The sequence below is a fragment of the Bradyrhizobium manausense genome, from assembly GCF_018131105.1.
Taxonomy (GTDB): domain Bacteria; phylum Pseudomonadota; class Alphaproteobacteria; order Rhizobiales; family Xanthobacteraceae; genus Bradyrhizobium; species Bradyrhizobium manausense_B.
Genome location: NZ_JAFCJI010000001.1, coordinates 4,091,612 through 4,115,087 on the forward strand (window position 1 = coordinate 4,091,612; position 23,476 = coordinate 4,115,087).

At 65.4% G+C, this 23,476-nt stretch carries 24 protein-coding genes and 2 tRNA genes; 18 read left to right on the plus strand and 8 right to left on the minus strand.

Translation table 11 applies throughout. The features are described from left to right. The first annotated feature begins 94 nt into the window (after window positions 1-94). Entirely contained in the window at window positions 95-1,186 is a 1,092-nt protein-coding gene (locus JQ631_RS19520) for an adenylate/guanylate cyclase domain-containing protein (RefSeq protein WP_212328284.1), read from the plus strand. A 3-nt stretch (window positions 1,187-1,189) separates the two neighbouring features. Here JQ631_RS19520 and JQ631_RS19525 read toward each other — a convergent pair whose 3' ends face one another. From JQ631_RS19525 to tsaD, 3 genes are read right to left on the minus strand one after another with little or no spacing between them, the layout of a single operon-like run. Next, entirely contained in the window at window positions 1,190-1,603 is a 414-nt protein-coding gene (locus JQ631_RS19525) for an EVE domain-containing protein (protein WP_212328285.1), read from the minus strand. A gap of 2 nt (window positions 1,604-1,605) precedes the next feature. After that, window positions 1,606-2,586, minus strand: a complete 981-nt coding sequence (locus tag JQ631_RS19530; protein ID WP_212328286.1) for an NAD(P)H-dependent glycerol-3-phosphate dehydrogenase — start codon at window positions 2,584-2,586, stop codon at window positions 1,606-1,608. Between the two features lie 2 nt (window positions 2,587-2,588). Then, window positions 2,589-3,662, minus strand: coding sequence for a tRNA (adenosine(37)-N6)-threonylcarbamoyltransferase complex transferase subunit TsaD (tsaD, locus tag JQ631_RS19535; protein WP_212328287.1), 1,074 nt, complete (start codon window positions 3,660-3,662; stop codon window positions 2,589-2,591). A gap of 149 nt (window positions 3,663-3,811) precedes the next feature. Here tsaD and JQ631_RS19540 point away from each other — a divergent pair, with 149 nt between their 5' ends. The 5 genes from JQ631_RS19540 to JQ631_RS19560 all read left to right on the plus strand — a co-directional run bounded on the left by JQ631_RS19540 (window position 3,812) and on the right by JQ631_RS19560 (window position 8,376). Next, window positions 3,812-4,558, plus strand: coding sequence for a uroporphyrinogen-III synthase (locus JQ631_RS19540; protein ID WP_212328288.1), 747 nt, complete (start codon window positions 3,812-3,814; stop codon window positions 4,556-4,558). A gap of 65 nt (window positions 4,559-4,623) precedes the next feature. Beyond that, window positions 4,624-5,862: a COG4223 family protein gene (locus JQ631_RS19545; RefSeq protein ID WP_212328289.1), complete on the plus strand. Its 1,239-nt coding sequence runs from the start codon at window positions 4,624-4,626 to the stop codon at window positions 5,860-5,862. 35 nt (window positions 5,863-5,897) lie between these two features. Then, complete coding sequence (locus tag JQ631_RS19550; RefSeq protein WP_212328290.1) at window positions 5,898-7,658, plus strand: heme biosynthesis protein HemY; 1,761 nt, start codon at window positions 5,898-5,900, stop codon at window positions 7,656-7,658. A gap of 99 nt (window positions 7,659-7,757) precedes the next feature. Then, window positions 7,758-7,833 (plus strand) — tRNA-Thr (locus tag JQ631_RS19555). Window positions 7,834-8,013: 180 nt separating this feature from the next. Further along, window positions 8,014-8,376 (plus strand): hypothetical protein, encoded by a 363-nt coding sequence (locus JQ631_RS19560; RefSeq protein ID WP_212328291.1) that lies wholly within the window; start codon window positions 8,014-8,016, stop codon window positions 8,374-8,376. 72 nt (window positions 8,377-8,448) lie between these two features. Here JQ631_RS19560 and JQ631_RS19565 read toward each other — a convergent pair whose 3' ends face one another. Continuing rightward, entirely contained in the window at window positions 8,449-9,519 is a 1,071-nt protein-coding gene (locus JQ631_RS19565) for a polysaccharide deacetylase family protein (RefSeq protein WP_212328292.1), read from the minus strand. A gap of 253 nt (window positions 9,520-9,772) precedes the next feature. Between JQ631_RS19565 and JQ631_RS19570 the strand changes: the two genes are divergently transcribed. Continuing rightward, window positions 9,773-10,066: a hypothetical protein gene (locus JQ631_RS19570; RefSeq protein ID WP_212328293.1), complete on the plus strand. Its 294-nt coding sequence runs from the start codon at window positions 9,773-9,775 to the stop codon at window positions 10,064-10,066. 173 nt (window positions 10,067-10,239) lie between these two features. Further along, window positions 10,240-10,455 (plus strand): cysteine rich repeat-containing protein, encoded by a 216-nt coding sequence (locus tag JQ631_RS19575; protein ID WP_212328294.1) that lies wholly within the window; start codon window positions 10,240-10,242, stop codon window positions 10,453-10,455. A gap of 9 nt (window positions 10,456-10,464) precedes the next feature. Here JQ631_RS19575 and JQ631_RS19580 read toward each other — a convergent pair whose 3' ends face one another. Beyond that, window positions 10,465-12,159 carry an MFS transporter gene (locus JQ631_RS19580; protein ID WP_212328295.1) on the minus strand — a complete coding sequence of 565 codons (1,695 nt, stop codon included), beginning with the start codon at window positions 12,157-12,159 and terminating at the stop codon, window positions 10,465-10,467. 136 nt (window positions 12,160-12,295) lie between these two features. On the opposite strand from JQ631_RS19580, the gene JQ631_RS19585 reads away from it, so the two are divergent. From JQ631_RS19585 to JQ631_RS19615, 7 genes are all read left to right on the plus strand, one after another. Then, on the plus strand, window positions 12,296-13,666 hold the full coding sequence (locus JQ631_RS19585) for a hydrolase (protein WP_212328296.1): 1,371 nt from the start codon (window positions 12,296-12,298) through the stop codon (window positions 13,664-13,666). Window positions 13,667-13,716: 50 nt separating this feature from the next. After that, a complete protein-coding gene (locus JQ631_RS19590) occupies window positions 13,717-15,084 on the plus strand; it encodes a cytochrome P450 (RefSeq protein WP_212328297.1) in 1,368 nt (455 codons plus the stop codon). 50 nt (window positions 15,085-15,134) lie between these two features. After that, entirely contained in the window at window positions 15,135-16,544 is a 1,410-nt protein-coding gene (locus tag JQ631_RS19595; protein WP_212328298.1) for an adenylate/guanylate cyclase domain-containing protein, read from the plus strand. A 178-nt stretch (window positions 16,545-16,722) separates the two neighbouring features. Beyond that, window positions 16,723-17,211 (plus strand): tellurite resistance TerB family protein, encoded by a 489-nt coding sequence (locus JQ631_RS19600; protein ID WP_212328299.1) that lies wholly within the window; start codon window positions 16,723-16,725, stop codon window positions 17,209-17,211. Between the two features lie 229 nt (window positions 17,212-17,440). Next, window positions 17,441-18,220, plus strand: a complete 780-nt coding sequence (locus tag JQ631_RS19605; protein ID WP_212328300.1) for an SDR family NAD(P)-dependent oxidoreductase — start codon at window positions 17,441-17,443, stop codon at window positions 18,218-18,220. A gap of 129 nt (window positions 18,221-18,349) precedes the next feature. Then, window positions 18,350-19,144, plus strand: a complete 795-nt coding sequence (locus JQ631_RS19610) for a glutamine amidotransferase (protein ID WP_212328301.1) — start codon at window positions 18,350-18,352, stop codon at window positions 19,142-19,144. Window positions 19,145-19,241: 97 nt separating this feature from the next. Then, the gene (locus JQ631_RS19615; protein WP_212328302.1) at window positions 19,242-20,054 is read left to right on the plus strand and encodes an enoyl-CoA hydratase; all 813 of its coding nucleotides are present in this window, start codon (window positions 19,242-19,244) and stop codon (window positions 20,052-20,054) included. 101 nt (window positions 20,055-20,155) lie between these two features. On the opposite strand, the gene JQ631_RS19620 is transcribed toward JQ631_RS19615, so the two are convergent. Further along, window positions 20,156-20,231: transfer RNA gene (locus tag JQ631_RS19620), tRNA-Ala, on the minus strand. Between the two features lie 186 nt (window positions 20,232-20,417). On the opposite strand from JQ631_RS19620, the gene JQ631_RS19625 reads away from it, so the two are divergent. From JQ631_RS19625 to folD, 3 genes are read left to right on the plus strand one after another with little or no spacing between them, the layout of a single operon-like run. Next, entirely contained in the window at window positions 20,418-20,708 is a 291-nt protein-coding gene (locus tag JQ631_RS19625) for a YggT family protein (protein WP_045004511.1), read from the plus strand. Window positions 20,709-20,734: 26 nt separating this feature from the next. Further along, window positions 20,735-21,058 (plus strand): DUF167 domain-containing protein, encoded by a 324-nt coding sequence (locus tag JQ631_RS19630; protein WP_212328656.1) that lies wholly within the window; start codon window positions 20,735-20,737, stop codon window positions 21,056-21,058. A 10-nt stretch (window positions 21,059-21,068) separates the two neighbouring features. Continuing rightward, on the plus strand, window positions 21,069-21,953 hold the full coding sequence (gene folD, locus JQ631_RS19635) for a bifunctional methylenetetrahydrofolate dehydrogenase/methenyltetrahydrofolate cyclohydrolase FolD (RefSeq protein ID WP_212328303.1): 885 nt from the start codon (window positions 21,069-21,071) through the stop codon (window positions 21,951-21,953). A gap of 136 nt (window positions 21,954-22,089) precedes the next feature. On the opposite strand, the gene ppa is transcribed toward folD, so the two are convergent. Further along, window positions 22,090-22,626 (minus strand): inorganic diphosphatase, encoded by a 537-nt coding sequence (ppa, locus tag JQ631_RS19640; protein WP_212328304.1) that lies wholly within the window; start codon window positions 22,624-22,626, stop codon window positions 22,090-22,092. A gap of 197 nt (window positions 22,627-22,823) precedes the next feature. Then, window positions 22,824-23,333 (minus strand): GNAT family N-acetyltransferase, encoded by a 510-nt coding sequence (locus tag JQ631_RS19645; RefSeq protein ID WP_128949012.1) that lies wholly within the window; start codon window positions 23,331-23,333, stop codon window positions 22,824-22,826. Window positions 23,334-23,476 lie beyond the last annotated feature (143 nt).

Here is a 23,476-nt window from a genome sequence, read left to right on the forward strand (position 1 = left end):
ATCCCTGCGGTGATATCAGCACATGGCGGCGCCAAAGCAGCCCGTCAAGGATTGCCCGTGACAAAGACCGCTCTCCTTCGTCATCATTGGGATCATGCAATTCTCTCCGACTCTCGCCTGGCTCGTCGATGCCGCCTCGGATTGTCCCGGCGCCGACCGCCTGCTCGCGGAACTCGGCGCGCATCTGCTCGCCGACGGCGTGCCGCTTGCGGCAGGCAGCCTGACGCTGGAGGTGCCGCATCCGCTGATCGCGAAGCGGACGTGGCTGTGGCGGGCGGACAACGGCCGGGTGATCGAGGCGCTGGGCTTTGCACCGGCCGGATTGGCGCCCGATTTACCCGATGATGCGGGCCGCCGCTGGCTGCGCGACATCGCAGGCGGCGAAGTGCATGAAGACGTTGTCGGGCGTGATGGGCCGCTGCTGGGCTGGATCGGGCCGCGCCCATTCACATCAGACCAAGTCGAGCAACTGCACCAGGCCGCGCGCTTTGCCGCGACACCGCTCGCCGTGCTCGCTGCACGCGCCACGTTGCGGGCGACGCTGGAAGCCTATCTCGGAAGGCGTAGCGCCGAGCGGGTGTTGGCGGCGCCTCTGCGGCGCGATCTCGGCGAGACCATTCAGGCGGCGCTGCTCTATGCCGATCTGCGCGGCTTCACCACCCTGTCGGAAACCAGTCGGCCGGCCGATGTCATCGCCGCGCTCGATGCCTGGTTCGACCGCATCGCCGGCGCCGTTCACGCCTTCGGCGGAGAAGTGCTGAAATTCATCGGCGACGGCGTGCTTGCGATCTTTCCGGTGGTCGAGGCCTCACCGCGCCGCGCCTGCGAGGCGGCTTTGCGTGCCGCCGGCGCGGCCGAAGCCGGGATGGCGTATCTCAACGCGGAGCGCGCTGCGCAAGGCTTGCCGCCACTCGCGTTCGGCGCCGCGCTTCATCTCGGCGAGATGCTCTGGGGCAATATCGGCGCCGCCAATCGGCTGGATTTCACCGCGATCGGTCCCGCCGTCAACCTCGCCAGCCGGCTCGAAGGCCTGTGCAAGCCGCTCGGCAGGACCGTGCTGGTCTCGGGCGCGCTCGCCGCCGAGACGGAAATGCCTTTGGTCGCGCTCGGACTGCACAAGCTGCGCGGCATTGCTTCGCCGTGCGAGGTGCTCGCGTTGCCGGAGACGCAGGCCCGGACGCCGTAGCCCTTAAATTCCGCCCATCTTGCAGACGAGCTTCCATTCCTCGGCCGTGACCGGCTGCACCGACAGGCGCGAATATTTCACCAGCGCCATCTCGGCGAGTTTCTTCTCGGTCTTGATCGCCGCCATCGTCACCGGTGTCTTCAGCGGCTTGTCGGCCTTGATGTCGACGCAGACGAACTTTTCAGTTTTGTCGGTCGGATCGGGGTAGGCCTCCTTGATGATCTCAGCGATGCCGACGATCTCCTTGCCCTCGTTGGAATGATAGAAGAACGCCTTGTCGCCCTTCTTCATGTTCACCAGATTGATGCGTGCGGTGTAATTGCGCACGCCGGTCCAGGCCTCGCCCTTGGCGCCCTTCGCGACCTGCTGATCCCAGGACCACACCGATGGTTCGGATTTCACCAGCCAGTACGCCATGTTCATTCCTCTGCCTTGAAGGGGCGCGTCAACAATCCCGAGATCGCGGCGTCGATCGTGCTCCTGCCGCTCAGGATCGAAGCGACGGCTTCTGATACAGGCATCTCGACGTTTTGCGAAGCGGCGAGCTCGATCAGCACCGGTGCGGTGGATTCGCCTTCGGCCAGCTTGCCGGCCGGCGGCTGCTCGCCGCGTCCGAGTGCCAGCCCGAGTGCGAAATTGCGCGACTGCGGGCTCGAACAGGTCAGGATCAGATCGCCGAGACCGGACAAGCCGGTGAGCGTCTCACCGCGCGCGCCGAGCGCGCGACCCAGACGGGTCAGCTCGGCGAAACCGCGCGTCGTGAGCGCGGCCTGGGCGGAGGCGCCGAGTTTGCGTCCGACCGAGATCCCGACCGCAATCGCGAGAACGTTCTTGGCGGCGCCGCCGATCTCGACACCGCGGACATCAGTGGTGTGATAGGGCCGGAAGGTCGCCGATCCCAGCGCCTGCACCATCCGGCTCGCCAGCGCTTCATCCTTTGCCGCCAGCGTCACCGCCGTCGGCAGGCCGCGCGCGACGTCGTCGGCAAAGCTCGGGCCCGACAAGATCGCGGGCTGCGCATGCGGCGCGGCCTCGGCGATCACGTCGGTCATGAATTTGTGGGTGCCGTGCTCGATGCCCTTGGCGCAGGCGATGATCGGAACAGGCGCTGTGACGTGCGAGGCCAGCATGTTGACCGCGCCGCGCAGATGCTGCGCCGGGGTCGCGATCAGCAGCATGTCGGCACGCGCGGCGAGCGCCAGCTCGCTCGTCACTATGATATCAGGTGCGAGGCGTACGCCGGGCAGTCGCGGATTGTCACGGCTCGATGCGATCCGCGTCGCGTGTTCTGCGTTGCGGGCCCACAGCGTGACGTTCCGCCCAGCACGTGCGGCGACCGTTGCCAGCGCCGTGCCCCAGGCGCCCGCGCCGATCACCGCGACGGAGCGGAACGCGGTCATGGTCAATACCCCGCCCGCGTCTTGCCGTAGCCATCAGGCGCGGTGGCGTTGGCGTCGAGCAGCCAGCGCGCGCGCGGCTGCGCCTCCATCGTGTCGGTGATGCCGAGTGCGAGTCGTTCGGCACCGGCCCAGGCGATCATCGCGCCATTGTCGGTGCAGAGCGCGGGCGGCGGCATGATCAGCTGCGTTTGAGCGTCCCTGGCAACGTCAAAAAGTGCGCCACGGATCGCCTGATTGGCGGCGACACCGCCGGCCGCGACCAGCGCGCGCGGCGCGCCGAACTGTTCGCGAAACAGCCTGAGGCCGACCCGCAGCCGGTCGGCCGTCGAATCCAGCACGGCGGCCTGAAAGCTCGCGCAGAGATCGTTGATGTCCTGCGGCGCGATCTCGGTCAGCCGGCTCGCTTCGGTGCGAACCGCCGTCTTCAACCCTGACAGCGAGAAATTGGCGTCGGGACGCCCCTGCATCGGCCTTGGAAACGCAAAGCGCGTCGCATCGCCGTTGGCCGCCGCGCGCTCGACCTGCGGACCGCCCGGATAGGGCAGACCCAGCATCTTCGCGACCTTGTCGAAGGCCTCGCCGATCGCATCGTCGACGGTGGTGCCGAGCCGCACATATTGGCCGACGCCGGTGACCGCGACGATCTGGGTATGGCCGCCGGAAGCGAGGAACAGGCAATATGGAAACTCCACGCCATCGGTCAGGCGCGGCGTCAGCGCATGCGCCTCGAGATGGTTGACCGCGACCAGTGGCGTGTCATGCACCATCGCAATCGCCTTCGCGGTGGTGAGCCCGACGATGACGCCGCCGATCAGTCCCGGTCCCGCGGCGGCCGCGACACCGTTGAGCTGGGCGAATCCGATGCCGGCCTCGCTCATGGCGCGGTCGATGATGCCGTCGAGCAGGTCGATATGGGCGCGTGCGGCGATCTCGGGAACGACGCCCCCGAAGCGGGCATGCTCCTCGACTTGCGACCGCACGACATTCGACAGGATCCTGCCGCTTCCGCTCGGCGCGCGCTCGATCACGGCCGCCGCGGTCTCGTCGCAGGTGGTCTCGATGCCCAGTACCAGCATTGGCGAATTGTTATCCAATTTGCGCCCTTGCGCTCATCCATAAAGCAGCGTTCTGGTAACGCGGTAGCATTCCGGGGTCGGCTTGCGCAATCGTCACGCGCGGTCATCCCTCGAATGCGTCACCGCCACGCGGTCCGGGAACACAAGCGATGTCCATTCTCGTCACACGGCCGCATCCCGATAATGAGGCGACGGCGGAAAATTTGCGCGCGCGGGGTCATGTGGTGCTGCTCGCGCCGGTGCTCAAGTTCGAGCCGGTCGCTTTCCGTGACGAGAGCGAGGCGGGCTACAGCGCTGTCATCGTCACGTCGGCCAATGCGATCCGCGCCGTCGCGCCGCAATTGCGCGACCTCGGCCTCGTGGAGCTGCCGCTGTTCGCGGTGGGCGAGCACACCGCTTCCGTGGCACGTGACATCGGCTTCACCGAGGTGATCGTCGCCGGTGGCGATGCCGCTTCCTTGCGCGACAAGGTGATGCAGGGCGGGCGCAACAAGCTGGTGAAGAAGAAAAGCACGCTGCTTTATCTCGCGGGCGCCGACCTGTCGCGGGATCTCGGCGGCGATCTGGGCGCGGAAGGGTTCAGCGTGGTCACGCAGACGACTTACCGCATGGCTCCGGTCAAGGTGCTCCCGCGCGAGGTCTGCGAAGGCTTTGCCGCGCACGGCATCGAGGCGGTGCTGCATTACTCCCGGCGCAGCGCGCGCGCCTTCCTGGATGCGGCGCGGGACGAAGGCGTCGAAATCTCGGCGCTGGCGATCCCGCAATGCTGCCTGTCCGAGACGGTCGCCAGCGTGTTGCGCGATGCCGGTGCGTCGCAGGTTCTGGTGGCCGCGGACCCGGACGAAAATGCCCTCTTCAACGCCTTGGAGCGTGCTTTGCGGACCCGTTTGGCGTAAGAGGACGGGCCGAATCCGACGCAATCGGGCTCGTCTCTGGTATGCAAGTGTGAGGAACCGTCACGATGGCCGACGACAAGCCTGAAGACGCAGGCAAGCCTGAAGACGCTGGAATGCCCCCCGAATCCGGCCGTGCCAAGCGCACCCCGCCCACCATCGACCTCGAAGCGACCGAAGTCTCCACCCAGCCGCAGGACGCGGCGGGCAAGCCGGAGGCGCAGCCATCGGCCGAACAGGCAAGCTCCGGGCCGGCCGCCGCTGAAGACGCCAAGGTCGAGACCGTCCAGTCTGAGCCGCAGCGCGAGGAGACGCAGGCCGCCGCTGCATCGAGCGCCATTTCTCCCTGGGTGATCGCGCCATTTTCTGGCGCCGTTGCGGCTGCCGTCGTGATTGCGGTCGGCTGGGCGCTGGGCTGGCCCGCGGTGCAGGCCCCGCCGGCCGCGCCGCAAGTGACGAGTGCCACCGTCGATGCGCTGAGCGGTCGCGTCGCTGCAGTCGAAGCCAAGGTGGGTAAGCCCGCCCCCGATCCCGCGATGGCCGCGCGACTCGACGCGCTGGAGAAATCCGTCGGAACGCTGCGCAGCGACTTCGCCAATTTGCGTGCGCAGTCCGACAAGACTGCAAGCGCATTGAACGATGCCAAATCCGCGCCGCGTGATGCGTCGGCCTCGTCCGGCCTCGCGGCTCTCGGCGACCGCATTGCCCAGCTCGAGCGCGCCAGCACGACCGCGCGCGCCGAGCTCGCGCAGCAGGGCGAAAAGATCGCCGACGCCAAGCCGATGGACGACCGGCCGTTGCGCTATGTGGTCGCCGCCACCCTGCTCGACGTCGCCGTTCGCCATAACGACCCCTATGAGGCGCAGCTCGTCACGGCGCGGTCGTTCGCAGCCAAGCCCGAGATGCTGAAGCCGCTCGATGCATTTGCATCGTCGGGAATTCCGACGCCGGTCGCGCTGACCCGCGAGCTCCTCAACATCGTGCCGAAATTGTCGCCGCCGCCTGAGGCTCCCCCCGCCGGCGCCGGCATTGTCGAACGGCTTCAGGCGGGCGCTTCAAAGCTCGTTCGGATCGAGCGCACCGATGGCGTCGGCACCGACCGCGGCGCCATCGTCGCGCGCATCACCGCAGCGGCGCTGCGCAACGATTTCGTCGAGGCGCGGCGCGAGTTGAAGGCGCTGCCCGAGGCCGATCGTGCGCCGGCGCGGGCGTGGCTCGACAAGGCCGATGCCCGCGACGCTGCGCTCGCGGCCTCCCGCAAATTCGCCGACGACGCTCTGGCTGGTCTCACCAAGCCGGCTCAATAAGATTCGCGCAACAATCCGCGCGTATAGGGATAGTCATGCTTCGCATCGTCCTCTTCCTTGTTCTGATTGCGCTCGCAGGTGCCGGCGCGGCCTGGGTTGCCGATCAGCCCGGCAATGTCGTGCTGACCTGGGGCGCGTACAAGGCTTCACCTAGCATTCCGGTGTTCGTGCTCTGCCTCGGCATATTCGCCGTCCTGATCGTGTTCCTCTGGAGCATCTTGACCGTGATCTGGCGGATGCCCGGACGGATCCGCCGCCGCCGTCACGACAAGCGTCACGCGCGCGGGCGCCACGCCATTACCCACGGCTTGCTCGCGATCGGTCATGGCGACACGGGGCTTGCCCGCCGTCACGCCGAAGCGGCGCGACGGCATGCGCCCGATGATCCGCTGGCGCTGCTGTTGCATGCGCAATCGGCCCAGCTCGACGGCAATCGCGATGAGGCCCAGCGCGCATTCCGCGCCATGGCCGAGCGCGAGGACACGCGCCTGCTCGGCCTGCGCGGCCTGTTCATCGAGGCGCAGCGGGCCGACGATGCAGTCGGCGCGGTCATGATCGCGGAGGAGGCGATCAGGCTGTCTCCGTCCTCCACCTGGGCCTCGCATGCGGTGCTCGGCTTCCGCTGTGCGCGGGGCGACTGGAGCGGCGCGCTCGCGATCCTCGATTCGAATCTGTCCGCGGGCCTGATCGACAAGCAGGCCTATCGTCGGCAGCGCGGCGTGCTGCTGACGGCGCGCGCGCTGGAACTGGAGACGATGGACCGCGACGTCGCGCGCGAGAACGTGATGGAAGCCGTCAAGCTCGCGCCGACCCTGGTGCCTGCCGCCGTGCTTGCTGCGAAATTCGAGAGCGAGGCGCATCAGGTACGCCGCGCCATGAAGCTTGTCGAAGCCGCCTGGCTTGCCAACCCGCATCCCGATCTCGCCGACGCCTATGCGCATGTGAAACTCGGCGATGCCGCCCGGCAGCGTTTGCAGCGGGTGGAGACGCTCGCGGCGAAAACGTCGGCAGACAAGGCCGGCCATGTCGAGGGTCAGCTTGCGATTGCGCGCGCCGCGATCGATGCATCCGAGTTCGCCCGTGCGCGCGAGGTGCTCGCGCCTTACGTCAACGATCCGACCCAGCGCGTGGCGCTGCTGATGGCCGAGCTCGAGCGCGCCGAGCACGGCGACAGCGGCCGTGCCCGCGCCTGGACCCTGCGTGCGGTGCGCGCCCGTCACGACCCGGCCTGGACCGCGGACGGCTATGTCAGCGAGCGCTGGCGTCCGGTCTCTCCAGTCACCGGCCGGCTCGATGCATTTCAGTGGCAGACGCCGGTGGCGAGCCTGCCCTCGGACAAGGGCACGACGATCGAATCCTCGGCGTTCGAGGAAGCCATGCTCGCCGCTCCGCCGCCGAAGCAGGTGGCGGTGGCCAATGAGGTGCCGGCGGAACCGGTCGTGATCGCGCCGGCCCCGGCCCCAACGCCAACCCCGGCTCCGGCCGCGCAGGACAACGCGCCTCCCGAGGCCAAGGAAGAGCCGGCGATGGCGCCTGAGCCGGCCCAGCCGGCCCCTGAAGCCGCCGAATCATCGCCCGTGGCTGAAACCCCGGTGTTCCGGACCCGCGCCGACCTCGGCAAGCCCGCGCAGGTGCCGATCCAGGCTGTCATCCCGATCGTCCGCGCACCCGATGATCCCGGTATCGATGACGACGGCCCGAGCGATGAATTTACGGAACAAATCGGCACGTCCAAGGCCCATGCAAAGGCCCAGGCCGGCGGCTGGCGCGGATTCTGGTCCCGCTGGGGCGCGTGAGGCGCATTTCGCCTGCCGCTTGTTCTTGCCAATTCGGGCCATGCCCGATATCAGGAGCGCGCGTATCGGGGCCGGCATCGCCGGCTCCCGGCAGGGTTCGCCGCAATAGCTCAGTTGGTAGAGCACGTCATTCGTAATGACGGGGTCGGGGGTTCGAATCCCTCTTGCGGCACCAGCTCCTCCATTGATTCCATCGTCACAGCTTGAATTCTTGTCGCATCCGACCGGCGCGCGTCTGACGCTCCGCAGGTGTCGTCGCGATGCGTTGTTGAAGTTGGAGACCGTGATCTCTCTCACATAGCCGCGCGCGACTCTCGCGTAGCTTCCCGGTCACGCAAACAAGGGGAGATTTTACATGCGCAAGATGATTCTGGTTGCCGCCATGGTCCTGGCCTCCGCATCTGCCCATGCCGGCGAGCGCAGCCTGTCGATGTCGCCCGTGACGGAGCCGACCTCTGCTCCGCAAGCCACCACGATTGCCGCTCCCGTCACGCAGACCAGCGAAGCCGTTCCGAGCAACCAAGCTTCGAATCGTCCGCCTGTTGTCTCGACTCTCGCGCCTGTTGCGTCGACGGCCCCCACAACGGCGACACGCGTGTCGACGATAAAGCCCGCCAAGCCTGCCAGGACCGCAAGGGCAAGTAAGCCGAGGCACAAGCCGTATTGGAGCGAGCGCCGCATCGTCGCCGAGCTGCATCGCTACGGCATTTATTGGTAAGCCGTTATTCGGTTAGAAAACAAAATGGCCGGGCGTGAGCCCGGCCATCATTGTATCGTCGCGGTGACGCGCTTAGCGCTGCGAGATTGTCTGCACCACGCTCGAGACCGGGCGCGCATTCGTCGCACTGCTGGACGCCGGCACCTTCAACTCCTTGAGCACCGCTTCGTCATATTCGGGCAGCGAGTCGAACGTCGTCTTGGCCTTGATCTGCACGACCTTGTAGCCGCCGGCCTTGAGACGTGCGAGCAGCGTCGGCAGCGCTTCGCCGGTGCGCTTCTGGAAGTCATGCATCAGGATGATACCCTTGCCGAGCTTGTCGAGCTTGGTCATCACGTTGCTGATGATCTTGTCCGGCGTGCTCTCCTTGCGGAAATCGAAGGAGTCGAGGTCGGTCGAGAAAATTCCGACGTTGCGGCTGCCGAGATAGCTCACCAGCGCCGGATTCTGCTGAAGTTGCGGGAAGCGAAAGAACGGCGAGGGATTGGTGCCCAGCGCCCATTTCACGGCGCTAAAGCCCTTCTCGATCTCGTCCTTGGCCTGCTGCTCCGTCATCTTCTTGCCGTTGAGATTGAGGTGCGACCAGGTGTGCGTGCCTACCGTGTGGCCCTGGGCCAGAACCTGGCGCAGGATCTCCGGATGCCAGGTGGCGTGCTTGCCGACCGAGAAGAACAGGCCCTTGGTGCATTCATCAGCCAGCGCCTTCAGGACAGCCGGCGTGTTGTGCGGCCAGGGACTGTCGTCGAAGGTCAGCACGACCTCCTTGTCGGCAAGGAAATCAAACTGCTTGTACTGCTCGAAGCCGAAGCCCGGACCGCCGGTGGTGTCGATCTCGACCACGCGCGACACGCCCAACGCATTCGGATTGGTGCAGGTCGACGTCTGCTGAACCGGTGCCACTGCCGGTACGGGCGCAGGCGCGGGAGCTGCGGCCAGAGCCGCGGGTTTGCCCGCGATCGCCGCGGTAGTCTCGACGTCGTCCTTGGCGGCGAGCTTGGCCGGCGCCGGCAGAGGATCGGCAGCGCGGGCGGCTGTTGTCTTAGGGGCGCCCTGGTCGGCGCGCGAGGAATAAAAGTACCAACCTCCGGCGATCACGACCGCCGCAAGGACACTGGCCAGCATCAGGCCTAACGCATTACGCATCGCTACTCTTTCCAAATACGCAACCAAACCAGCGGAATGTCCCGCGCGCCCGGCCATTAATGCGAAGGAACAGTTAACGTGACACCAACGCGACAGCGGTTGCGGAGGAATTTCAGGCAGGTGCGCCAAAGTGACCGATGTCACGGAGGGTGGGTCGCTTGTGACGGTCATCACAGTTGACCCAGTTTTGTTGGGGCATGGTCGCTCCCGTCAACAACGGGCCCGCATCCCGCGGCGCCAATGGGAGCTTCAAATGACCAAGTCTTTCTCTGCCAAAATCCGCGACACCGGCCTGGCTCTGGGCTTTGCCGCCATCGTCTCGATCATCTCGACCAGTTCGAGCTTCGCCTTCTCCGAGGCCACGAAGCAGGCCTGCTATAGCGACGCCTTCCGCCTCTGCGCGTCGGAGATTCCCAACATCCAGAAGACCACGGCGTGCATGATGCAGCGTAAATCCCAACTGAGCGCGGGCTGTCGCACTGCGGTCGAAAAGGAGCTGGGTGGCGGCGCCGCAAACAAGGTCGTTGACGCCTCGAACAACCAATAAGAGCGCACGCCGCAAAACCGGCGCCGTCTCACTCAAGCTCCCCGCATGATGCCCCCCGGCGTGTAGCCGGGGCCACGCGGCGGCAATAGTCTCCCTGTCAACATAGCCGTTGCGGCGTTGGCAGCGTCCCTCTAGCTTCGCGCTCACATTTTTCGGGTACGAGGCCTTATGCGATGACCAGATTTCTCTTCATTGTTTCCTTGATTCTGTGCGCATCCGCTGCGTCCGCGCAGCAGCAGCCCGGCCAAGACGCATGTGCGCGCGACGTCTCGCGTCATTGCCGCGCCGTGATGAATAATGGCGATGGCGCGGTGCTCGCCTGCCTGAAGCAGAATCGCGCCAAGCTGAGCAAGGCCTGCGACAAGGTGCTGACCGATCACGGACAGTAAGGATAAGAGCTAGCGACTGATACTGCTGCCCGCTGCGGTCGCGACGACAGGCAGCACCTCGCTTGCCGCGCGGTCCGGCGTCTCTTCCTTCCAGCGTACCGAGCCGAACGGCCGCTCCAGCATGCGGCGGATCCGCACCGGCTCGATGCCGATATGGAGCTCGTTCGCGCGCTGGTACAGCGCGCGTTCGGATTGGGTCGCACGGTTGCGCTGACGCAGATAGTCGAGCCAGGTCGGACAGTGATAGCGTTCGGTCCACAATTCCGGTTCGGCAATGTCGCGCGCGATCGACCAGCCATAGGCACCGTTACGCTGTCGCGACAACTGCACGTCCTGCATGATGTTATGGAAGGCGCGGGCGTTTTCCTGCGCGACGCGGTATTCGATCTCGACCACGAGCGGGCCGCTGCGCGCGGTGAGCGAGAGCTTGACCTCGGGGTCGGCCAGCACATCCGCGTCTTCATTGCGGGCGCCGACGCGCGGCATCGTCAGCCAGATGCCGAGCACCGGCGAGACCAGCATCAGGCCTGCCGCGGTCAGTAGCGCGACCTCGACGCCGGCAGAGTCGGTGAGGTGACCCCAGCCCCACGCGCCGACCGCGATACCGCCGGAGATCGAGGCCTGGAATGCCGCGAGCGAGCGTCCCGCGACCCAACGCGGCGCCGAGAGCTGCACGCCGATGTTGAACAGCGCCACCGCGGCCATCCAGACCGCGCCGGCCAGCACCAGCGCGGCCGCGGTGAGCACCGGCTCGGTGCTCAGGCCAATCGCCGCCATCGCAAAAGCCATCGAGATGGTGCAGGCGCGGATCGCCGCTTCGCCGCTCATGCGCTTGCGCAGCTCGTGGATGTTGAGCGCGCCGATCACGGCGCCCATGCCGAAGGCACCCAGCATGATGCCGTAGGTCTGCGCGCCGCCATGCAGGAGGTCGCGCGCGACCAGCGGCATCAGCGCCATGATCGCGCCGCCGATCAGGCCCATCACCAGAGTGCGCAGCAGCACGATCTTGATCGGCGGCGAATTGGTGATGTAGCGGAAGCCCGACACCATGGCACGGTTGAGCTTCTCCCGCGGCAAGCGGGACGGTTCGGTGGTCCGCCGCCAGAGCAGCAGCACCACCAGCAGCGGCAGATAGAGGATCGCGTTGCAGGCGAACGCCGCCACCGCGCCGAGCGCGGCGACGATCACACCGCCCACTGCGGGACCAAAGCTGCGTGCGATGTTGTAGCTGATGCCGTTGAGGGCTACCGCGGATGGCAGGGCTTCGGGTGGCACCTGCTCGCTGACAGAGGACTGCCAGGCGGGGCCGAACAGCGCATTGCCGCTACCGACCACGAAGCAGAAGGCCAGCAGCGATTCCGGGGCGATGAGCTTGAGCCCGGCGAGGATGGTGAGCGCGGACGCGCCGATCAGCGCGATCATGAGTGCGACCAGCGTCACGATGCGACGGTCATACATGTCGGCGATGGCGCCGGCCGGCATCGAGATCAGCATGATCGGCAGCATCAGGGCGGTCTGCACCAGAGCCACCTTGTCGGCCGAGGCCGCCATCTGCGTCATCGCCCAGGCCGCGCCGACGCCCTGGATCAGGAGGCCGAGATTGGAGAGCAGGCTGGCGAGCCAGATGCGCCGGAATATGGTGTACTGCAATGGCGCCGTGATGCCGTCGGCGGAACGTTGCTGGCGGTCGGTCTGCTCGGTCATATCCTCTTCCAAGTCGTCTGGCAGAAATGGCTTCAATGATTCCGGCGTCTTCAGTGATGCCTGCGAAAGTCCTTCGCTGTCCAGAGGTTAGGCCGCTATAAGCGGTGCAAAGACATGGTTTGCCGGGGAGGAACAGATGAAGTTGTCACGACGGACGATCCTGCAAGGTGCGGGTGGCCTGGCTTTCGCGGTTGCGAACTTCCGGATGGATGCGCTGGCGCAAACGCCCGCGGCGGCCCAAAGCACCGAGGTGCCGCCGATCCTGTTCGTCCACGGCAATGGCGATTACGACGCGCTCTGGATCACGACGTTGTGGCGGATGGAATCCAACGGCATCGCCCGCGACCGCATGATGGCGATCAATTTCACCAGTCCCACGGCGCGCGCCGACGACGGGGTCGAGCAGGCCAACCGCTCCTCGACCGAGGATCAGCGCCGCGAGCTTGCCGCGGCCATCGCGGAGCTGAAGCGCCGCACCGGTGCGGCACGTGTGGCGCTGGTCGGTAACTCGCGCGGCGGCAATTCCATCCGCAACGTCATCAAGAATGGCGGCGCCGGCGACGTCAGCCACGCCGTTCTGTGCGGTACGCCCAACCATGGTGTGTTTGCGCTCGATGATCTGCTCGGCAGCGAGTTCAACGGACGCGGCGCCTTCCTGCGTGGCTTGAACGAGGGCGACAGCGAGGTGACAGCAGGCGTCGCGTTCCTCACGTTGCGCAGCGACGGCATGGACAAATATGCGCAACCCGACGGCCGCTTCATGGGCAAGCCCGGCGTGCCGACCAACGTCACCTTCGAGGGACCGGAGCTGAAGGGCGCGACCAATCTCGTGCTCGGCACGATCGACCATCGCGAAACGGCCTATCACCCGCGAGCGTTCCGCGAGATCTACAAATTCATCGCCGGCCGCGAGCCCGCGCGTATTGCGGTCACGCCGGAACGGACCGTCCGCCTCAGCGGATTGGTCACGGGCGCTGCCGACGGCGCGCCGACCAACCGCCCTGTGGCCGGGGCGGGGGTCGAGATCCATCATGTCGATCGCGAGAGCGGGGAGCGCCGAGGCGATGTGGTGCACCGCTCGACGACGGGCGCTGACGGCCGCTGGGGACCGGCCACGGTCGATCCGTCCATGCCGCTCGAAATCATCCTGACCTCGCCCGACGCTCCGATCACACATTTCTACCGCTCGCCCTTCCCGCGCTCCTCCGACGTCGTGCATTTGCGCGCCGCGCGCCCATTCGCTCCCGCGGAGAAGGATGCCGGCGCTGTCGTGATCATGTCGCGTCCGCGCGGTTATTTCGGGCTGCCGCGCGACATCGTCCTGTTCGACGGCCAGCAGCCCGCCGACGTCCATCCGGGCGTGCCCACGGATGCGACGGCAACCTTGCGGCTTCCGCCCAGCGAGGTCGGGCGTAACATCGTGGCCCAATTCAACGAAGAACGAATTGTGGCACGCGCCTGGCCCGCGTCCGAGAACAGGATTGCGGTTGCCGAACTGACTTACTAGCTATTTGCTTGCGCAAGTCCCTACTGCGATGAGATCTGCGGGAGAGAGCCATGAACATCGCCAGCGTGCGTCGGCCCATCATCCCCCCGACCCCGCCGCGTGCGCCGGACAATTTGTCGTTCTTCGGCCGGATCGCGGCGATCAGGCAGAACATGATCGCGACCTGGGGTCAGCGCGCCTATGAAGAAGAGATCCTCAAGGGACGCTTCTTCCTGCACAAGAGCTTCATCCTGAACCAGCCGGATGCGATCAGGCACGTGCTGCTCAGCAACTACGAGAATTACACGCGGACGCCGGCGGGCATCCGCATGCTGCGCCCAGTGCTCGGCAAAGGCCTCCTGCTCGCCGAAGGCCATGACTGGACATTTCAACGCCGTACGCTCGCGCCGGCCTTTACGCCGCGCGCGACCGCCAATCTCGTGCCGCACATGACGGCGGTGCTCGACGAGACCATCGCGAAGCTGGATGCGCGCGCCAACGAGCCGATCGATCTGCGCGAGATCATGCAGCGCATGACGCTGGAGATCGCCGGGCGCACCATGTTCTCGTTCGGCATGGACCGGCACGGTGCAACCCTGCGCAACTTCGTCATGGAGTATGGCGAGCGGCTTGCGCGGCCCCACTTCCTCGACATGGTGCTGCCGGTGTCGTGGTCGACGCCCCTCGATCGGGCCCGCGCCCGCTTCCGCACGCGCTGGGTCGAATTCGTCGCGATGCTGATCGCCGAACGCCGTGCGGCTGGCAAGAAGGACGGTGCGCCGCCGCGCGATCTGTTCGATCTCATGGACGAGGCGCGCGACCCCGAGACTGGCAAGGGCTTCTCGGACGAGCAACTCGTCGACGAGGTCGCAACCATGATCCTGGCGGGTCACGAGACCACTGCGACTGCGCTGTTCTGGGCGCTGTATCTGCTTGCGCTCGACCCCGACACGCAGGAGGAGGTGGCGTCCGAGACTCGCGGCGAGCATCTCGACAGCATGGCCGATATCGACCGGCAGAAATTCACCCGTGCGGTGATCGACGAGACCATGCGGCTTTATCCGCCGGCCTTCCTGATTGCCCGGGCCGCGCGCGACAAGGACAATGCAGGCGGCGCCGAGATCAGCAAGGGCGATGTCATCATGATCGCGCCCTGGCTGCTGCACCGGCACGAGAAGCTGTGGGACCAGCCGAACGCATTCATTCCAAAACGCTTCATGTCGAAGGAGCCGCCCGATCGCTTCGCCTATCTGCCGTTCGGCGCAGGCCCGCGCGTGTGCATCGGCGCGCCATTCGCGCAGGCCGAATCCGTTCTGGCGCTGGCGCGGCTGATCGGCGCGTTCCGCGTCGAGCTGGCGGAGACAACACCTGTCATCCCGTATGGCGTCGTCACGACCCAGCCGGACCACTCACCCATGTTCCGTATCACGCGCCGGTGACGGACGGTCGTCTGGCCTTCGGCGTGATCCACCCCACATAGAGTTGCGCCATGAGCGATATCCAGGCCCAGTTTTCCGTTCTGAAGCAGACCGCCGATGCGAAAGTGGTCGATGCGATCGCGCGTCTCATCAGGGATGGTGAGGATCACGAGCTCAACCGCGTCAATGTCCTCGACTTCGCGACGCGGAATGGGGTCGATGAAGAGCGCGCCATCTCGGCCTTCCTGCATTCGGCGCGGCTCGGGCTGTTCGATCTCGGCTGGAACGTGCTGTGCCCGGGCTGCGGCGGCGTGCTCGGCGCTCATACGACGCTGAAGGCGCTCAAGCCGGACGATTATCACTGCGCGCTCTGTGCCTGCGGCTACAAGGCCTCGGTCGACGATCAGGTCGAAGTCTCCTTCACCGTCAATCCGCGCGTCCGGCGCATCGCCGCCCACGATCCCGATACGCTTCCGGTGTGGGAGTATTTCAAGCAAGTGTTCTGGAGCTCCGGCGTCGACTTCAACAAGGAGTCGTTCGCAACGCTCGCCAACGAGGTGACGCTGGACACGATGGAGCTGCCGGCCGGCGAGAAGGCGACCATGTCGCTGCAGTTGCCGAACGATTTCATCATCATCTTCGAGCCGGTGACCCACGCTGCCCAGTTCATCGACGTCCAGGGCGAGCCGACCAAGGATCGGCAGCAGCTCGCGATCATGTACAACAAGGTCCATGCGCCGACGGGGACCACGACGCTGCGGCCGGGTCCGCTGCGGCTGTCGCTGGAGAACCAGGCCGGCGTGCGCGTGCTGCCGTCGGTGTTCATCGCGGCCGAGGCACTCCATCATCTGATCGGCCAGCGCAAGCCGTTCCTCACCGCCAAGCGGATGCTGTCGAACCAGACCTTTCGCGACGTCTTCAAGGCGGACAATCTCAGCCTCGACCAGCGGCTCCAGATCACCTCGCTGACCTTCCTGTTCACGGACCTCAAGGGCTCGACAGCGCTCTATGAGCGCGTCGGCGATCTCGCCGCCTTCGATCTCGTGCGCGCGCATTTCCACGCGCTGCTGGAGATCATCTCGTCCGAGAAAGGCGCCGTGGTGAAGACCATCGGCGATGCCGTGATGGCGACCTTCGTCCGTCCCGAGCATGCGATCGTCGCGGGTCTGCGGATGCGCGCGGCCATGGACGCGCTCAACAAGCAGCGCGGCACCACGGATCTGATCGTCAAGATCGGCATCCACGAAGGTCCGTGCCTTGCCGTGATGCTCAACGAGCGGCAGGATTATTTCGGCCAGACCGTCAACATCGCCGCGCGCGTGCAAAGCCTGTCGACCGCGCAGGAGATCCACATCACCGGGCCGGTGCTGGATGCGCCGGCGGTTGCCGAGATCCTTCAGCGGCGTGAGATCACGCCGATCCAGAAGCAGGCGGCCTTGCGCGGCATCGCCGACAAGATGGTGGTGTACGAGATACCGTGAGTGATCGCGACGGCCGCCATATTCTTCGTCGTCAAGCCCGGCCGTGACGGCGAGGCAGATTGCCGAAACGTAATGCAGCGCGCGGAACTGACGCACGTTGCGTCGGTTGAGATTCCCACTCATATAATGCTGGTAGCGGCCGCGCTTCTTGCGGCTTCATCGATTTCGGTAGGATCTTATGCTCGACGGCCTGCGCCAATTCATCGCCGACATGGTTGCCCCCCAAGCCCAGGACCGCGCCTTTGGCGACAGCGATTACCGGCTGGCGGCAACCGCGCTGCTGGTCCACGTGGTTTCGCTGGACGGGCAGCCGACGGCAGCCGAGCGGAGCAAGTTGCACAGCCTGATCGAAAGTCATTTCAAGCTCGATCCCGGTACCGCGGATCGGCTGATCGCGGACGCGACCCAGGTCGAGGGCGAGGCGGTCGACCTCTACCATTTCACCAGCGTCATCATGCGCTCGCTCGACGAAGAGAGCCGCAAGCGCATCGTCCAGATGATGTGGGAGCTGGTCTATGCCGATGGCCAGGTGACCGAGTTCGAGGATAATGTCGTCTGGCGCGCCTCCGACCTGCTCGGGATTTCCCAGCGCGACCGGATTGATCTCAAGCACGCCGTCGCGGATCGCGCCGGCGGCCAGGTCAAGGATAGCGCTGTCGGCGGTTGAGCGATCGCCGGCGCGGCATGATTGCCGGTTGTATCGATCACATGACAAAACTTTAATGTAGCTGCCAAATTTCCCGGTTCCGAATTCCTCTGTAAATACGCGGTTTTTCCGCTTACCCCTGTCACCCGCTCAGGCTGCCATGCTGCCGGCGCCGCTTGCTTGTCGCGAGCGGCCTATGCTCCAGTTCCATCATTACGGGGCAAAAAACTTCATACAAGAGATAGCGATCGTGACTGAGCGGGTAACGTTGATCACCGGTGCCTCGGCGGGTATTGGCACGGAGCTGGCGCGTGTATTTGCCGCGAACGGGCACCGGCTCGCGCTGACGGCGCGACGTGCCGACCGGCTCGAGGCGCTCGCCGACGAGCTCACCTCCAGATGCGGCAAGAAGCCGATCGTGATCGCCTGCGATCTCCAGCAAGCCGATGCCGGCGAGCGGATTGCCGCCGCGCTCGCTGCCGAAGAGGTCGAGCTCGACAATCTCGTCAACAATGCCGGCTTCGGCGTGTTCGGTGACGCGATCGAGCGCGACCGCGACGAACAGGTCGGCATCGTCGATGTCAACGTCCGGGCACTGACCGACCTGTCGCTGCGCTTTGCCGATCAGCTCATCAGGAACAAGGGCGGCCTGCTCAATGTCGGCTCCGTCGCGGGCTTTCTGCCGGGTCCCGGTATGGCCGTCTATTACGCATCGAAGGCCTATGTGATCTCGCTCACCGAGGCGTTGCGGGCGGAGCTCGCGCCGCGCGGTGTTCGTGTCACCGTGCTCTGCCCGGGACCGGTGCAAACCGAATTCCAGGGGCGCGCCGGCGTTGGCTCCGGGCATGATACCGCGATGCTCAACGTCCCGGCCGCCGACGTCGCGCGGCAGGCTTATCGCGGCTTGATGGCGAACAAGCGGGCGGTGCTGCCGGGTCTCGGCATCAAGATTGTGCCGTTCGCACTCCGTTTCTTCCCGCGCGGCTTCATCCTGTCCGCCACCAGCCGGTTCCAGCGGCAGCGACACTGAGGAAAGCTGGCGGCATCCGTAGTGGCCCGGAGTGTGCTTCAGCATTGGCGCGTGTGTGCGCAAACTCACACGATGTTAACCACCGTTTAGCTATGCTGTCGGCTTGAACCGATAGCACTCGCAGAGACCATGTCGTTTCGGACGAACAGGTTTGGTGGCGCAAAATTGGTGCCCTTCCCCGGAAGGACGCCGAGCGCGACCGCCCCTGAACCTCAGCTGCCGGTTCTGATCGTCCTGCACCAGGAATCCTCCACACCAGGCCGCGTCGGCAATGCGCTGCGCGCTCTCGGCCATCGACTCGACATTCGCAGGCCACGCTTCGGCGATCCCTTGCCGGATACACTCGACCGGCACGCCGGTGCCGTCATCTTCGGTGGCCCGATGAGCGCCAATGATCCCGACGATTACATCCGCCGCGAGATCGACTGGATCGAAATTCCGCTCCGCGAACAGCGGCCGTTGCTCGGCATCTGCCTCGGCGCGCAGATGCTGGCGATGCAGCTCGGCGCGCGCGTCGCGCCGCATCCGGAGGCGCTGACCCAGATCGGCTATTACCCGGTCCGCCCGACGGCGGCGGGTCATGCGCTCTGCCCGTCCTGGCCGGCGCAGGTCTATCACTGGCATCGCGAAGGGTTTGAGTTGCCGCGCGGCGCGGAATTGCTGGCGGAAGGCGATGATTTCCCGATCCAGGCCTTCCGTGCCGGCAATGCCTTCGGCGTACAGTTTCATCCTGATGTGACCTACGCCATGATGCATTGCTGGACCACGCGCGGCTATGACGGCCTCAGCGCGCCCGGCGCGCGCGAGCGGCATCATCATTTTGCGGACCGCGCCGTTTACGACACCGCGGAACGCGCCTGGCTCGATCATTTCATCGGCGGCTGGCTGGCGCGCCGGCCAGTGCTGGCACAAGCCGCCGAGTGATCGCGCCTTCGCGCAAGTCGTTGCTCCATTCCCGGATATGCTAGGCTCGCTGCCAACGAGCGCGCGCGAACGCGTGCCGGCAAACAGGGAGAGCGCGATGGCTTACGAGCATATTCTCTATGAGGTGAGCGACAAGATCGCGACCATCACGCTCAATCGCCCCGATCGCATGAATGCGTGGACGCCGACGATGGAGCGCGACGTGCGCCATGCGATGGAGGCGTCGAGCGCCGATGACAATGTTCGCGTCATCGTGCTGACCGGCGCGGGCCGCGCCTTCTGCGCCGGCGCCGACATGGATGCACTGAAAGGGCTCGATCCCAACGACGTCAGGCGCGCTTCGAACCTGCCGCCCTTCGACATGAATCGCCGCCCGGACTGGCAGACGCGCTACGGCTTCTATCCGTCGATCGGCAAGCCTGTCATCGCGATGCTCAACGGCGCAACCGCCGGCATCGGTCTTGTCCACGCGCTCTATTGCGACCTGCGCTTTGCCGCCGACAACACCGTATTTACGACGGCCTTCGCGCGACGCGGCCTGATTGCCGAGCACGGCATCAGCTGGATGCTGCCGCGCATCGTGGGGCACGCCAACGCGATGGACCTGCTGCTCTCGGCGCGTCGCGTTTCGAGCGACGAGGCGCTGCGAATCGGCTTGGTCAACCGGCTTTGTTCACCTGAAAAGCTGCGCGAGGAAACCTACGCCTATGCGCGCGACCTCGCCGATTTCGTCTCGCCGAGCGCGATGGCCACGATCAAGCGGCAGCTCTACGACGTGCCGTTCCAGACGCTGGCCGAGGCCACGATCGAGGCCAACAGGGAAATGATGGTGGCACTCAACGGGAGTGATTTCCGGGAGGGGGTCGCGAGCTTCATGGAGAAGCGGCCGCCGAGGTTTACGGGGAAGTAGGGGATCTAAGTCCGTCTTCGCCCTCTGGGCTTCGCCGGATGCCACGCTTCGTCCTTCGGGCTCTGCGCGACTGCGCCACGCGTAGCCCGAAGGGTGAAGCGTGGTGGAGCCAGGCGGGATCGAACCGCCGACCTCGTCATTGCGAACGACGCGCTCTCCCAGCTGAGCTATGGCCCCTTTGCTGGCCGCTCTGGTAAACGCGGCCGACAACCGGGCGCCATTTAAGTCCCCGCCAAGGTCAAGTCAAGGACGGGTGTAAGGGGGTTTTAGCCATCCGGGCACCGACTTCCCTTGTTTGGGCCGGGGGGAACCGATATCTAGCGATAATCATCCCACGACACAGGCTCAGAGAGTGTTTCGCTGATGCGCCCGATAGTCTTCATCCTGATCCAGATCATCAATCTGTACATCTACCTGCTGATCGCATCGGCAATTCTGTCCTGGTTGATCGCATTCAACGTCGTGAACACCCGCAACCAGTTCGTCGGTGCGGTCGCGGAGTTCCTCTATCGAATTACCGAGCCGGTCCTGGGGCCGATCCGGCGCAGGCTGCCCAGCATGGGCGGGCTGGATATGTCTCCGATCGTTGCGTTCTTCGTGCTTTGGTTGATCCAGCTTTATCTCGCCGAGTACGTTTATCCGAACGTGCCTTAGGCCAGAGGAACCGCGGCGGAGCCTTGATCGAGCCTTGGCGAACCTCCATCACGGGCGTCACCATTGCATTGCGGGTGACGCCGCGTGGCGGGCGTGACGGCATCGACGGGATCGAGCAACTGTCCGACGGCCGCAGCGTGTTGAAGCTGCGCGTGCGAGCCATTGCCGATGGTGGCGAGGCCAATCGCGCGGTTCTGGCGTTGCTGGCCAAATCGCTCGGTGTGCCCAAGGCCAGCGTCAGCCTCCTCTCAGGGGCGACGTCGCGGTTGAAGCAGGTCGCCGTCGCGGGCGATCCGGCGCGACTTGCCGAATCGTTGCGCGAGTTAGCACCGGCGAAATCGACAGACTAAGGGAACCGATATGACGGCCAAGATCATCGACGGAAAAATCATTGCCGCAGAACTTCGCGCTCGCGTCGCCGACGAAGTCGCCCGTGTCAAGCGCGAGCACGGTCTGGTGCCTGGCCTCGCAGTGGTCCTGGTCGGCCATGATCCGGCCAGCGAAGTCTATGTCCGCTCGAAGCATACGCAGACCCAGGCTGCGGGCATGGCCTCGTTCGAGCACAAGCTGCCCGCGGACGTCTCGCAGGCTGACCTGCTGGCGGTGGTTGCGAAGCTCAACCGCGATCCCGCCGTACACGGCATTCTCGTGCAGTTGCCGTTGCCCAAGGGCTTGAACACCGAGGCCGTGATCAACGCCATCGATCCCGCCAAGGATGTCGACGGCCTGCATCCGAACAATGCCGGACGGCTCGCCGGCGGCTTCGAGGCGCTGTCGCCCTGCACGCCGCTCGGCTGCATCATCCTGACCAAGAGCGTGCACGGCTCGCTGGAGGGCATGAACGCCGTCGTGATCGGCCGCTCCAATCTGGTCGGGCGCCCGCTGGTGCAATTGCTGCTGAACGAGAACGCCACGGTGACGATCGCCCATTCGCGCTCGCGCGACCTGCCCGGGATCGTGAAGCAGGCCGACCTCGTCTACGCCGCAGTCGGCAGGCCCGAGATGGTGCGCGGCGATTGGCTGAAGCCGGGTGCGACCGTGATCGACATCGGCATCAACCGCATTCCGAAGGCCGATGGAAAGACCCGTCTCGTCGGCGATGTCGCCTACCAGGAAGCGCTTGGCGTTGCCGGTGCGATCACGCCGGTGCCGGGAGGCGTCGGCCAGATGACGGTCGCCTGCCTGCTCGTGAATACGCTGCGTGCGGCTTGCGCGATCGCCGGCATGCCGAAGCCGGCGGTGTAGCCGCGCTCCGTGCCCCGGACGCAACGCAGCGCAGCGCTTCTTCAGCGGTGCGCGGCTGAGCCGGCCAAGTCGCGGCATGGGTCCCGGCTCAGCGTCGCGTCATTTCATGCCGCGCCGCGTCCGGGACACGGATGCCTCACACCTTCTTTTTCTTCTCGCGCTCGATGCCTTCGAGGATCAGCTTCTGCGCTTCCTCGGGACCGCCCCAGCGCGTGATCTTCACCCACTTGCCCTTCTCGAGATCCTTGTAGTGCTCGAAGAAGTGCTGGATCTGCTGGAGCGTGATGTCGGGCAGGTCGGAATACGACCTCACCTTGTCGTAGCGCTGCGTCAGCTTTGACGACGGCACCGCCAGAATCTTCTCGTCGCCGCCGGCCTCGTCTTCCATGAACAGCACCCCGACCGGGCGCACGCTCATGACCGCGCCGGGAATGATCGCGCGGGTGTTCACGATCAGCACGTCGCAGGGGTCGCCGTCGTCGGACAGGGTGTGCGGAATGAAGCCGTAGTTACCGGGGTAACGCATCGGCGTGTAGAGGAAGCGATCGACCACCAGCGTGCCGGCCTCCTTGTCCATCTCGTATTTGATCGGTTCGCCGCCCACGGGGACTTCGATGATGACGTTGACATCCTGGGGGACGTTTTTTCCGATCGAGATCGCATCGATACGCATTAGAAAGGCTCCGTTATTGCCGAAATTAGCTCTCGCCCGGCAGCGATTTTCGGCGCTGTCATACGCGGGCTTGTGCCGCCGATCCATGGTGTTTTTGTGAAAAAATGAATCCGGCGACCACCGGAGCAAGCGCCTGGTGGTATTGACGGATGGGAAGCGGTGCCGATTAAGGTTTCAGCAGCTCAATGGGTCCGAACTTAGTTCGTCCAGGCGAAGGCAACCTTGTCGAGCGCCTTCGGCCCGAAGCGCTCCGAGGAGCGGGCCACCATGCGGCCGCCCAGGGCGCGGTAGAACTCGGTCGCCGGATCGTTGTCCGAGAGCGCCCACACCACCATGCTCTTCAAATTGCTCTGCATGAGGTCGCGGCGGGCGGCGGCGAACAGGCGGCGGCCGAAGCCGAGGCCCTGGAATTCCGGACGCAGGTAGAGCTCGTAGATTTCGCCGTCGAAATGCAGGCTGCGGGCGCGGTTGCGGCCGTAATTCGCATAGCCCGCGATCTTGTCGCCGAATACGAGCACACTGACACGGCTGCCCTTGCGGATCGCGCTATCCCACCACTGCGGACCGCGGCGGTTGATCAGCTTCTCCAGCTCGGCACCGGGAATGATCCCCTGATAGGCGGAGCGCCAGGCTTCGTCATGGGTGGACGCCACCGCAGTTGCATCTGCAGCTTTGGCCGGCCGGACCTCGATCAGGGTTGTGCTCATGAACGCGATCAAACCAAGTCGCCGCGCCGGCGGCAAGACCTATCGTTAATTATCGGTTAACGTGTGGATTTTCTGCATCAGTTTTTTAACCATGTTGTGCCGAAAAAAGACAAGGCGCCATTTCGGACGGCACCGACATGCCA